The sequence below is a fragment of the Collinsella sp. AF04-24 genome, assembly GCF_003465685.1.
Lineage (GTDB): Bacteria > Actinomycetota > Coriobacteriia > Coriobacteriales > Coriobacteriaceae > Collinsella > Collinsella aerofaciens_AP.
On record NZ_QSBK01000018.1, the window covers coordinates 39,446 to 51,680 of the forward strand.

The following is a 12,235-nucleotide window of genomic DNA, read 5'->3' on the forward strand; positions in this document are numbered from 1 at the left end:
TTCCCCTCTTTTTTCTCTCAATCCAACCGCGCGCTACACCTTCATCGGCGCCGGCTCATGCGGCTCGCCGTTCAGCTCGACGATGACCTGCGTCCCCACGCCCTCCTGGGACTTCACGCGCATGCCAGAATCTTCCCCGTAAAAGAAATGGATGCGCTGAAGCACGTTGAAGAGCGCCAGGCCGCAGCCTCGCTTGATGGAGCCGTCGGCGGTAATGCTCTCGGGCTCCTCTCGGCGATGCTGCTCAAACAGGTGCGCGCAGACTTCTTCGCTCATACCGATGCCGTCATCTTCGACGATGATCTCCAGACCGTCATCGGTCTCAAAAGCCCCAACACGAATAGAAAGCGGCTCGGTCTCGCGCTGGGCATGCTTGATACAGTTTTCGAGCAGCGGCTGTAAGATAAACGGCGGCACCATGCTGTCGCGCACCTCAAAGTCGATGTCGACCGAAACGCGCAGACGGCCGTCGCCATACCGGGCCTGCATAAGATTGATATAACGAGTGCCCTGTTCCACCTCATGCTCGAGCGTGGTGAGCGTATCGGAGTCAGAAAGCGTCTGACGATAGTAATTGGAAAAGTCGATCAGCAGCGATCGCGCCTTGTCGGGCTCGGTTCGCACGAGCGACACGATAGTGCTGATGGTATTGAACAGAAAATGCGGGTCGACCTGCGACTGTAGGGCGCGCAGCTCCACGCGGGCCGTAAGCTCGTCCTGGCGCTCGAGCTCAAAGCTGGCGAGCTGCGTGGAAATGAGATCGGCAAAGCCCGAGGCTAACGCCGTCTGGCGCATATCGATGCTGCTCAGGCGGGGATAGTACAGCTCGAGCGTACCCACGCAATGCCCGCGCACGGTAAGCGGTGCGACAATACCGGCGCGCAGGCGGGGAAAATAGCCACCCGTCTCATTGGAGGTGTCACGCGAAAACACGCTCTGCTCGCCCGTCTCAATCACACTGAGCGTGGTCTCGAGCACGACCGGGGTGCCGGCGGGACACTTTGTCGAATCCTCGCCCCAACTTGCCAACACCTGCTTGCCGTCGGTGAAGCAGATGGCCGAGGCGATAGTTTCGGACAGAATGATTTTGGAGGCGCCCAGGGCAGCTTCGGGCGTAAGGCCACGCGACGTGTAGGCGAATATTTTTGATGCGATGGCGAGTGTACGGTCGGTTGCGCTCGATGTGAGGTCGTCGGGGACCACAAAGACATACGAGAAAAAGAAGCACAGCATGACCAGGCCGGCAATAACGACAACGCCCGGAACGGGATTGGGATTATCGGTTAAATCCCAGATAAGCAACAGGATAAGCGCCGGAACGACAACACCGAGCAGGATGGCCTGGACCACATGCTGGGCCGTACGAAAGACCTTGGTAGAGTTGTAGCTCTTGCCCAGAATCAGCCTGTTTAAATCCACCGTCATCCCCTTTTATCTACCGCACCCATAGCAATAAAGAGGGCCGCAAGCGACCCTCTCCATTGCATTATGCAATCAAAAACTGTGTTTTACATCCAGCCATCGACAAACGGTATCTTAGGCGCTGTATTTGTTGGCCTCGCCAAAGGTGCCAGCCTCGACGATCCAGCCGTCCTTCATGATGACGTCCATGTTGTCGGTGTTGAGCACGTGGATGTCGGCGGCGACGTCACCGTTGACGACCAGCAGGTCGGCGCACTTGCCGGCCTCGATGGAACCGGTCTCGTCCTCGATGTGGCACATCTTGGCACCGTTGAGGGTGGCGCAGGTGATGGTCTCGACCGGGGTGAAGCCGATCTTGTCGACAAACTCGTACATCTCCTCGATGGAGCAGGTACCGTACGGGGTGACGAAGGAGAAGGAGTCGGAGCCGATCGTCATGACGACACCGCGCTTCTTGGCCTCGCGCAGGCAGTCGTAGTTGCGCTGCAGCTCCTTCTCGACCAGGGTGCCCTCGTACTTGTCGTGCAGCTCGGGGACGTAGACGGGCGGATAGGTGGCGTACCAGGTGGGCAGGAAGGCGATCGTCGGGGTGAAGAAGGTGCCCTGCTCGGCCATGAGGTCCATGGTGCGCTCATCGATATCGAAGCCGTGAATCAGCTGCTCGCAGCCAAAGCGAACGGAATCGTAGGCAGCGGCGTGGTTGTTGTAGCAGTGGCTCCACACGGGGATGCCGACCATCTTTGCCTCTTCGACCACGGCCTGGATCTCCTCGGAGCAATAGTGCTGGTCGCGACCGGAGTCCCAGCGCCAGATGCCGCCACCGGTAGCCCAGATCTTGATGGCATCGGGGTTCTCGCGCAGACGACGACGGACGGCCTTGCGCAGATCCCAAGGACCGTCGACCTGGTCGCCCCAGGGGTGGGATTCCTTGTTGAGCTCCTGGGTGCAGTGGTGGGAGTCGCCGTGACCGGCAACGCGGCAGAAGCCCAGGCCGGTGGCCAGAACGCGCGGGCCCTTAAAGACGCCCTTGTCGATGCAGTCACGGATCTGGATACCAAAGCGGCCGATCTCGCAGACGGTGGTGAGGCCGTGGGTGAGGCAGTCGTAGGCCTGCTTGACGGCGACGGCCTGCTTCTCGAGGAGCGGCTGCATAACCCAATCGGTGTCATCGTCGGTCAGGTTGCCCGAGAAGTGCAGGTGGGTGTCGATCAGGCCGGGAAGGACGGTCTTGCCGGCGGCGTCGATAACCTCAACGCCCTCGGGAAGGTCCTGCATAGCACCGGCATACTCGATCTTGCCGTTGTCGTCGACGAGAACGAGGGAGTTCTCGACCGGCTCGGCACCGGTACCGTCGATGAGCTTGCCGCCAACGATTGCGTACTTAGTGGACATGGTTCCTCCTTATGGATCCATATAGTGGGCGAGGCCGTGTTGGGTTAAGGCCTCACAAAGCTACCCAAGTGGTGCCGGGTTCGGTGCGCGGGAGAGAGGATTCCGCGCACCCGATCCGCCCCGGCTAGGCGTTACTTTTTGCGGGAATTGGTGAAAGCCATGAGGGCCAGGCCAATAGCCAACCAGCCGATCACGATGCTCCACTCCACCATGTTGAGGGAGGCGGGAGAGAACGGGATCACGAGCAGGCCAATGATGGTGCCGCAGGCAACGATAGCGAGGCTGATGCCAAACTTGCCGCCGGGCACCTCGTAGGGACGAGGCAGGTCGGGCTCGGTGAAGCGCATGCGCAGGCAAGCGAGGGCGACCATGCCGCAGGAGAAGATGAAGGCGAGAGCCGACACGTTGGTCAGAGGGATGAGCATGTTCTTGCCCAGGAACGGACCGACGACGGTGATGACGCCCAGAACGACGCAGGCGAGCTTGGGAGCGCCGGACTTGGGATCGACCTCGGCGAACTTCTCGGGCAGCTGGCCCTTTCGGCCCATGGCGAGCATGATGCGGCTCGTGGCGCCGTAGAAGGAGTTCATCGGGCCCATGGGTCCAAGCGTGGCGATGACGAGCATGGCCAGGTACAGGAGCATGTTGATGCCCTTGAGGCAGGCAAGCGCGGGAACCGGGCTCTTAACGAACTCATGCCAGTCGAGGATGGTGCCGAACGAGTAGATGCAGACCATGTAGAAGCCGCCTGCGGCCAGCAGGGCCAGGGAGATGATCTTGCCGAACTTGTTCCAGTTGAGGCCCTCGGCTGCTTCCTCAGCCTGCTGAGGAATGGTGTCGAAACCGGCGTAGAAGAACGGGGTCAGAACCAGGACCGACACGATGCCGGCGAACAGGCTGGTGCCCTCGGTAGCGGGCTTGCCGCCACCAGCGCCGGTGACCTGGGAGAACACGGGCATGGCGTGTTCCGGCGAACCGGTGAACAGCGAGACGCCCATGGCGAGCAGCATGCCGCAGAGCAGGGCCTTGGTCAGGAAGGCCTGGAGCTTGGCGGCCGAGCTGGCACCGCGGAAGTTGAGGAAGATGACGTAGACTGCAAAGCCGAGCGCGATCAGCGTCGGGAACAGGTAAACGTCGGCGCCCAGGATGGTATAGAGCTTGACGGCACGCAGCCACTCAAGACCGGGCAGGCTGCCGAACATCTCGGACACGAGGGTCGAGATAGCGATTGCCTCCCACGGGCACAGGATGCCGTTGCCCAGGGCCAAGAGCCAACCGGTGATATAGCTCAGCGTACGGCCAAAGCTACGATCGACATACTCGACGATGCCGCCCGAGATGGGGATAGCAGCCGTGAGCTCACCGAAAACAGCTCCGACGGGCACGAGAAAGATTGCACCCAAGAGGAATGCGATCATAGCGGGAACGGGACCGCCGCCCACGACCATCCAGTCGCCGACCTGCAGAACCCAGCCAGTTCCGATGATGGCACCGAAACCGATGGTGAAGAAGTTCCAGAGCGAAAGCGTTTTCTTCATGCCACCGTTACCTTCGACTGCAACTTCTGCGTTCTTGTCCGCCATTGTTCCCCTCCTTTCCTTTTTGACGCCCCTTGGCGTCACCCCTTGCGTGGCCTGTCTGACCGCGCGCTTTTATTTCGTGGCTTTACAATACGGCCTTGGCGCAGCATGGCCGCTCATGGCTCGACCGAAGGCCGAACTCGCATATGAGTGGCGCCGTTTTTGGGACGAACGGCACGGTTTGCCGTCCATTGTTGCCACCCGCCCGACGGGCGTACGCTCATCGGACGCATAGAGAGATGTTTTTGAGGCCCTGTGTTTTGCGCCTTTCGTACCGTTTACCGAGCTTTTGACGCGCAGACCCATTTGTTGCACATCTTTTTTGTAGGATAGATAGGTTATACATGAGACAAGGCGGTACGAATGGCATACGGATACAACGACGGTGATCAACGGCGACAAAGCGTTCGCCTTGCTGGCCGCACCACGCCGACGCCCAGAAGTGCCACGAGCAGCAATCCGCAACGCCCTCAAGAGCAACCCAGGCCTTCGTCTCGGCAGCAGACAAGCAGAACACGGCAGAGTGGCCGTCCGAGCACGGGCACAAGCGCGCAGCAAGATAGCCACTTGGGCGCGCGCACTCGACAGCGTCAGGCCGAGGTTCCGCAACTGCGCCGCAACGGCCACCGTCAGCCCGGCATCCATATCGACCGCTTCTTTTCGCATCCCCAAGGCGGACGCGACGGCAAGCCTTACCGCTCGACATCGTACGCGAATGCCCCCGCCCTGCCGGCTCGTCGACTTCGCCTCGTGCTGTGCTCTATCCTCACCTGTCTGGTCTTTGTGCTCATGAGCTCCTGTATGTCCCACGGCTCGGCCGGTCTCGAGCCCACCGCCGAGGACAAGCTGCTCAAGGCCCCCGTCGCGCCCGGTTATTCTTTCGCCTTTTCGACCCCGCGCTCGCAATGGCAAGCCGGCACGATGCCCCATATCTATCAGATTGACCCGGCATGGTCGGAGCTGCCCTACGCTGGCGGCACCATCCGCCAAAATGCCTGCGGACCTACGTGCCTCACCATGGCCTATATCTTTAAGACCGGCCACGCCGATATGACGCCGGTCGATATGTGCGCCCTTTCCGAGGCGGGCAACTATGCCCCCACCGGCGCCACCGAATGGTCATTTATGACGCGCGGCGCATGGCAGCTGGGCCTTAACGCAACGGAGCTCCATATCGATCGCAGCTCCATCACCCAGGCGCTGCGCTCGGGTGCGCCCATCATCGCATCGGTTCGCCCCGGCACCTTTACCAGCGTTGGACACTATATCGTGCTCTGGGGCATCGACGATGCCGATCAGGTGGGAGTCTACGACCCCAACTCGCAAAGCCGCAGCGCTCGCCGCTGGGGCGTCGTAGAAGTCCTCAACGAAATCGAAGCCATGTGGGCCTACTACTAGTCATTGGGCACTCATTGGGGACAGACTTAAATGGGTGGCCCCAGACTGCCCGGAACTGCCGGCACGGAAGGCGCATCCCGCTTTGAAGTTCGATAGCGGGATGCGCTTTCCGTTAGCGGCCTGCTTGGGAAACTGAGAGCCACTTTTCGGCATATTTCCGGGATGCATTTTCCGTTTGAGGGCCTCAAGGGAAACCGCGTCCCATGTTGGAAGCTCATTCTGGGATGCGCTTTCCGCAGTTGATCGATGCGGGCTTTAAGGACTATCCCAAGCTGCCGGCGGAAAAGGAATGTCCCCAAGTGCCGGATTTCCGCAGTCATTGGGGACAGACTTAAATGAGTAGTCGTTTAAGTCTGTCCCCAACGACTGCCCACAGAATGAGGGTCTCATCGGGGACTAGGTAAATAGCAAAAGCCCCCGCGGCCGAAACGGGCCGCGGGGGGCAGCAGACTTGCAAGGGTTAACTCAAGTCCTCGCCATTTGATGCAATGACCTTTTGATACCAGCAGAAGCTGTCCTTTCGGTAGCGATCGAACGTGCCTTTGCCCGCATCATCGGCATCGACATAAACAAAGCCATAGCGCTTCTTCATCTGCCCCGTCGAGGCCGATACCAGATCGATACAGCCCCACGGCGTGTATCCCATCAGGTCAACACCGTCCTCGACAATTGCATCGCGTAGCGCAAGAATATGCCTGCGCAGGTAATCAATATGATACGCATCGTGGACTTTGCCGTCTTCCAGCGCATCGAGTCCGCCCACACCGTTCTCGGCGATAAAGAGCGGAAGATGGTAACGATCGTGGTAGCCGGCAAGCGTCACGCGCAAACCCAGCGCATCGATCTGCCATTTCCAGGCAGTCTCTTTATCCTTGAGGTACGGATTGCGCAGCGTCGGGAACACGTTGCCCTCCGCCTTCTCAGCGATCACCTGGTCATCGGCGCACACCAAGCGCGAGCAATAGTACGAGAACGAAATGAAGTCGACGGTATGCTCGGCCAGATACTCCGTATCGCCCGGCTCAAAGGGCACGTGAACACCCTCTTTCTCGAGCGCACGCAGCTTCCAAGTAGGATAGGCGCCCGCAGCCATCACGTCAGTGTAGAAGTAGCGGCCGCGGTCCTCCTCATACGCAAGCCATACGTCCTCGGGCGCACAACGGTACGGATAGGTCGCACCGGCAGCGATCATGCAACCCACCTTGTTTGCGGGATCGATCTTGTGCAGGATCTCGACAGCGCGAGCGCTCGCCATAAACATATGGTGCGAGAACGCCGCGGTCACGGCTGCACGGTCACGCTCATCCTCGAGCGTGACGCCCGCGTTGAGATAGGACAGCGCCACGCTGTTGATCTCGTTGAAGGTGAGCCAATAACGCACGAGGCCCTGGTACGCACGTCCGACGGTCTCGACGTAGTGCGCATACCGCTCGATCATCTCTCGGCTTTGCCATCCACCATAACGCTCGACCAGAGCCAACGGATAGTCGTAGTGCGACAGCGTCACGAGCGGCTCGATTCCGTGCTCGCGCAGCGCCTCGAATACCTGACGGTAAAACTCCAAGCCCTCACCGTTGGGCTCGGCCTCCATCCCTGTGGGAAAAATACGGCTCCAACAAATTGAAAGACGCAGGCACTTAAAGCCCATCTCAGCAAAGAGCTCGACGTCCTCGCGCCAATGATGGAAGAAGTCGTTGCCCCAACGGCATGGATACAGCCTGTCCGGATCATCCACGGACTTTTGCCTGCCAAACATCACATCCCAGCGGTCGGGACCCTGTGGAATCAGGTCGGAGTGCGACATACCGCGGCCGCCCTCGTTCCAGCCCCCTTCGGCCTGGTTGGCAGCGAGCGCGCCGCCCCACAAAAAGCCCTCGGGCATACCGGCAGCAGACGTTCTGTCAAAGTAACCCATGCTACTCAGTATCCTTGGCAGAAGCTGCCGCGGCGTTCTCCTGCTCCTGTGCCAGGAGCTGGTTGTCGTACACCTTAAAGAACGGGTACCAGACCACAGCCATGACCACGATCAAAACGATCGTAAATACCCAGATACGCGGGTCGAGGCACTGGATAAAGCCCTGAACGAAGATGGGGAACGTGCCGCTCACCAAGATGTAGAAGTTAGAGACAAGACCCAGTGAGATTGCACCCCAATACAGCAGGGCCGAAATCATACCGCCCAGCACAAACGGAATCATGAGGATCGGGTTGAAGATGATGGGTGCGCCAAAGATCGCGGGCTCGGAGATACGGAAGAAGCTCGGCACGATCGATGCCTTGCCAAATGCCTTGAGCTGCTGCGACTTTGCCTTAAACGCGCAGAGCGCCACAAAAGAGAACGTATTGCCCGTGCCGCCGATGAGGTTGATGACCATCGACATGAGTACCGGGTGGAACTCAAGCGGCTGCCCAGCAGCGTAGAGCGAGGCGTTGGCAGCAAAGGCGGCAAGCGTGACCGGGGCGGTGATGGGCATCACGATCATGTTGCCGTGGACGCCAAAGCACCAAAACAGCAGCGTCATGAAGCAGATAAGCAGTGCGCCGGGCACAGAGTCAACTGCGACGGAAAGCGGGGCAGCGAGCAGCTTCTCGATAACCGAGGGGATGGACAGCGTGGGATCGATCATCTGGATCAGCAGGTTGCCGCCAAAGAAGATGAGGATGTTGGCGAGCATAGGTACGATGGCGCCAAAGGTTTCGGACAAAAACGGCGGCACGCCATCGGGCATCTTGATGGTGATGCCCTTGGTCTGGCAGAAGCGCGTGACCTCGACGGAGACCAAGGCAACGATGATGGCGGTAAACAGGCCCTGCGCACCCAGATAGGTGCAGGGGACCGCCTGGAGCACGGACTCGTCAGCAAGCTGGTAGTAGGACGACGGCGCCGCGGCGATCAGGAACATCACCAGCGAGGTCATGCCGGCGTTAAGCTTGGGCATCTTGTAGGTGCCCGCCAGGTTATAGGCGATTGCGAACGTCACGATCACCGACAGTATGCCCATCGTCATATTGAAGGGGATGAGCAGCGTGAGCTTATTGGCCGTCGCAAAATCGAGCCAAGGGCCAAAGACGGACCAGAACCCGCCCTGCGCCACCAGGTCGGCCGTGACCGGCGGGTTGGCGAGGATCATAAAGACGGCAGATACCAAGATGAAGCTGATCGCGCTCATAAAGCCCTTTTGCATGGAGGCAAAGTGGCGCTCGGTGCCGCAGAAATTGGCGATAGGGGTCAGTTTTTCCTGAAGCAGGGTCATGAACTTTTCCATGGTTGCCTCCTAACCCAACAGCGACTGGGCGAGTGCCAGCACGTTGGCGGCGTTGCCCATGCCGTAGTCCTGTGCGGGGATGACCGCGGTCGGCTTACCGCTCCCCTGCTTGACGGTGTTGAGCTGGTAGGACACCTGCGGCCCCAAGAGCAGCACGTCATAATTGGCGCACGTCTCCTGATACTCGCCGATACCCACCGCATCGATATCGAGCTCGATGCCGTTTTGCTCCGCATATTTCTCGAGTTTCTTCATCAGAATGCTTGTAGACAGACCAGCTGCGCAAACAAGAAGGATCTTCATAAGGGATTCCCTTCGCATTGATTGGTTGGATAGTCACCGCACGCCGCTAGGCGTTCTTGGTTGCAGTGCGCTCATATAGGCAGATCAGCTCCTGCACGAGCTCCTGAGCAAGCATGGAGCACATGAGGTGGTCCTGAGCATGGACCAGCAACACATCCACCGACAGATGCTCGCCCGCTGCCTCAGTCGAAAGCAGCTGCGTTTGGATGTGGTGAGCCTTGATTCCCGCATCCTTTGACTGCTTCATGAGTTTGGCGGCGGCGTCAAAATCCCCCGCTTTTGCCTTTTCAAGGGCTTCGAAGGCAAGGCTGCGTGCCTCTCCCGCTGCAGCGACCAGCTGAAACGAAACCATCTCGGTTCCCTGATCGTCCATAACGGTCTCCTCTCCCGTGATGTTTGGTTTGTACTTGAATATTCGAAACGCCTATCTCCCGCCCGCAATCCTCGAGGTTTATTGCAGGTAGACTGACAGGGTCATCGACAAAAGAAGTCTTAAGCCGTATGCGCTTGCACAAGCGCCATCAGCTCATGCCAGGACCGGCGCTCGCGTAGGCGCTCGACCCCCTGGCGGTCCATAAAGATCTCGGCGAGCAGTGAGCTCAAGATCCGCGCCTCATCGCCGCCCGACCGGGCAAACGACACCATAAAGACGATATCGACCTCATGGCCGTATTCGTCCCAAAGAATGGGATGTTCGAGCAGGCCCACGGTAACAAAGGCCTCGGCGCTCAAGGGATGCATCCCATGGGGCATGGCTACCCCATTGCCAAACGAGGTGGCACTCGCGCTCTCGCGCTCGGCGACCTCTTGGGCAAACTGGGCATCGACACGGCCGCTCTCGACGGCGCGCTCGGAGAGATATCGGAGAACGGCCTGCTTCGACGACGCCTCAACGCGGTTGAAGAACAGGGCACGGCTAAAGAAAGAGCTCACGGAGTCCGATTGCGCAGTGTCGTCGCTCAGCACCTTGCGGATAGCGTTGACATCGCTCGTCTCCAAGAAGAAATCGGCCTCGCGGACGGGCACGGGCAACTTGACGTTGAGCGGCACCGTTGTGAACACGTAGTCGATGTGCGAAAAATCGAACGTTCCCACGCGGGCGACATCGCATGTCTCAATCGAATCGATATACATGCCAAACTGCTTGCGGTACTGGTGCTCGAGCATACGGGCGCTTCCCGCTCCCGAGGCGCACACGATCAGGATGCGCTTGCGACGCGGCTGGTCGGCTTGCTGCTCGAGGGCCAGGGCAAATGCCATGGCGATGTAGCCGAGCTCTTCATCAGAGGGCTGGCTGCCAAAATGACGCTCGAGCACCTGCGAGGTGCCAGCTGCCATCGAATAGGCCAACGGAAACCTCGTCTTGATATCGGGCAGCATGGGGTTATCCATATGCATGTGATATTCAAGGCGATAGCCCAGAGGGCCGATATGCCGAGCAAGGTTCATGCGAAGTTCAAGATCGCCGCTAAAGTCAAACCTAAACTCATCGTTGACCGCACGTACCATCTCGGAAGCAATCTCCCACATCTCGTCCGAGATAACGGCAGAGCCCTTCTCGGGCACGCCCGTGCCCCTACCGAGCAAATGGATTGCGATAAAGGCAACCTCTTCTCGGGGCATGCTCACGCCCAGGGCATCCTTGATGTTTGCGGCAATCTGGAAAGCCGCGGCGTATTCGCGCGTTCCCTCCAGTTTTTGAACGTCCGATTCTGCAGCTGGGACATAGCAGCCCTGCTCGATGCGGCCAAGAGCAATGTAAAGATGCATGATGAGATTGCGGGATGCCAGCGAGCTCACCGTGACGGGCGAGGCCGTCAGGGCATCGTCCACACATGCGGCGATGGCCCGCAGGCGCTCGGCGAGCTTTGCATCGTCGGTGTCGGGCAACACGGGCCTCACCAGCGAGGCCAGGCACAGGCGCCGTTGTGACTCCCCGCCCGCAACGCGGATTCCGTAGCGTGGGCGCTTTTCGAGCGTTAAGTCAAATTGGGCGAGTTTCTGCTCTACCAGACGCATGTCATTGGACAGAGTCCGCGCCGAAACGTAGAGTAAATCCGCATACTCCTCAATCGTCACCCACTGGGACCGCATGAGGAGGTCGTTAAGAAGGAAGGACACACGGCCATCGCGCGTATCAGGAATGCCCGGATGGGCCAGAGCCGCACCGTCTAGCAAGCGAGCAAGCTCATCTGCACGTGCAACATCGATACGATACTGCCCCTTGCTGCCAACGATGCGTGCAACCCCTGCAAGGCTGTCGTTTGCGCGATGGATATAGTTTCTCACGGCGCGCTCGCTTACCTCGAGACGCTTGGCAAGTACCGCGACAGCGACAGGCTGAGCGTCCTCGATCATATTTACAAGCTGCTTGACGCGAGCATCCATGTCCTCCTCCTTTCCCTGCGTCTAGTCTAACGCGGTAAAGAATGACACTCCACGTCGCGCTCGTTCCGCCAACTCGGAACAGGTTGCGGGGAGTCCAGCTGAGCTATGGAGAGCCTGGGGAGAGGGCCCGAAGGCAATGCGTCGGTGTGGGATGCGCCTTCCCAGCCATTGGGCAGTCATTGGGGACAGACTTAAATGAGTAGTCGTTGTGAACGTTGTTGTTTGACTAGTCGTTTAAGAACGTCCCCAATGGCTATTAAGGACTGTCCCAAGCTGCCGGCAGGAAAGGACCGTCCCCAAGTGCCGGGTTTGTCCCCAATGACTAGGTGAATAGCAAAAGCCCCGCAGTCGGAGCGGACTGCGGGGCTCATGAAGAGAGGCTAGTTTGTGGGCGCTTTGCCTGGCGCCCACGAGAGAGGCAACGGAGTAGAGACTACTCGTGGATGCGGGTACCGGAGAGGCCGGCCATGGTCTCGGCGGCCTTGT

The 12,235-nt window shown here is 59.4% G+C and carries 9 protein-coding genes; 1 reads left to right on the top strand and 8 read right to left on the bottom strand.

The features are described 5' to 3' along the window. Positions 1-33: 33 nt before the first annotated feature. From DWV32_RS07955 to DWV32_RS07965, 3 genes are all read right to left on the bottom strand, one after another. The gene (locus DWV32_RS07955) at positions 34-1,419 is read right to left on the bottom strand and encodes a histidine kinase (RefSeq protein ID WP_233540436.1); all 1,386 of its coding nucleotides are present in this window, start codon (positions 1,417-1,419) and stop codon (positions 34-36) included. A gap of 117 nt (positions 1,420-1,536) precedes the next feature. Further along, positions 1,537-2,814 (bottom strand): amidohydrolase family protein, encoded by a 1,278-nt coding sequence (locus DWV32_RS07960; RefSeq protein WP_117655955.1) that lies wholly within the window; start codon positions 2,812-2,814, stop codon positions 1,537-1,539. A 131-nt stretch (positions 2,815-2,945) separates the two neighbouring features. After that, positions 2,946-4,397: an APC family permease gene (locus DWV32_RS07965; RefSeq protein WP_117757818.1), complete on the bottom strand. Its 1,452-nt coding sequence runs from the start codon at positions 4,395-4,397 to the stop codon at positions 2,946-2,948. 564 nt (positions 4,398-4,961) lie between these two features. Here DWV32_RS07965 and DWV32_RS10430 point away from each other — a divergent pair. Then, positions 4,962-5,792 (top strand): C39 family peptidase, encoded by an 831-nt coding sequence (locus DWV32_RS10430; RefSeq protein WP_233540437.1) that lies wholly within the window; start codon positions 4,962-4,964, stop codon positions 5,790-5,792. 460 nt (positions 5,793-6,252) lie between these two features. Here DWV32_RS10430 and DWV32_RS07975 read toward each other — a convergent pair whose 3' ends face one another. From DWV32_RS07975 to DWV32_RS07995, 5 genes are all read right to left on the bottom strand, one after another. Further along, positions 6,253-7,707 carry a family 1 glycosylhydrolase gene (locus DWV32_RS07975; RefSeq protein WP_117757819.1) on the bottom strand — a complete coding sequence of 485 codons (1,455 nt, stop codon included), beginning with the start codon at positions 7,705-7,707 and terminating at the stop codon, positions 6,253-6,255. A gap of 1 nt (position 7,708) precedes the next feature. Then, the gene (locus DWV32_RS07980) at positions 7,709-9,058 is read right to left on the bottom strand and encodes a PTS sugar transporter subunit IIC (RefSeq protein WP_117757820.1); all 1,350 of its coding nucleotides are present in this window, start codon (positions 9,056-9,058) and stop codon (positions 7,709-7,711) included. A gap of 9 nt (positions 9,059-9,067) precedes the next feature. Then, positions 9,068-9,361 (bottom strand): PTS sugar transporter subunit IIB, encoded by a 294-nt coding sequence (locus tag DWV32_RS07985; RefSeq protein ID WP_117648560.1) that lies wholly within the window; start codon positions 9,359-9,361, stop codon positions 9,068-9,070. A gap of 46 nt (positions 9,362-9,407) precedes the next feature. Next, on the bottom strand, positions 9,408-9,734 hold the full coding sequence (locus tag DWV32_RS07990) for a PTS lactose/cellobiose transporter subunit IIA (protein WP_117757821.1): 327 nt from the start codon (positions 9,732-9,734) through the stop codon (positions 9,408-9,410). A gap of 119 nt (positions 9,735-9,853) precedes the next feature. Beyond that, on the bottom strand, positions 9,854-11,749 hold the full coding sequence (locus DWV32_RS07995; RefSeq protein ID WP_117757822.1) for a BglG family transcription antiterminator: 1,896 nt from the start codon (positions 11,747-11,749) through the stop codon (positions 9,854-9,856). Between the last annotated feature and the right edge of the window lie 486 nt (positions 11,750-12,235).

Coding starts and splice junctions, on each gene's coding strand:
- DWV32_RS07960 (WP_117655955.1), bottom strand. CDS start 2,814: ATGTCCACTAAGTACGCAATCGTTGGCGGCAAGCTCATCGACGGTACC.
- DWV32_RS07995 (WP_117757822.1), bottom strand. CDS start 11,749: ATGGATGCTCGCGTCAAGCAGCTTGTAAATATGATCGAGGACGCTCAG.
- DWV32_RS07975 (WP_117757819.1), bottom strand. CDS start 7,707: ATGGGTTACTTTGACAGAACGTCTGCTGCCGGTATGCCCGAGGGCTTT.
- DWV32_RS07985 (WP_117648560.1), bottom strand. CDS start 9,361: ATGAAGATCCTTCTTGTTTGCGCAGCTGGTCTGTCTACAAGCATTCTG.
- DWV32_RS07965 (WP_117757818.1), bottom strand. CDS start 4,397: ATGGCGGACAAGAACGCAGAAGTTGCAGTCGAAGGTAACGGTGGCATG.
- DWV32_RS07980 (WP_117757820.1), bottom strand. CDS start 9,058: ATGGAAAAGTTCATGACCCTGCTTCAGGAAAAACTGACCCCTATCGCC.
- DWV32_RS07990 (WP_117757821.1), bottom strand. CDS start 9,734: ATGGACGATCAGGGAACCGAGATGGTTTCGTTTCAGCTGGTCGCTGCA.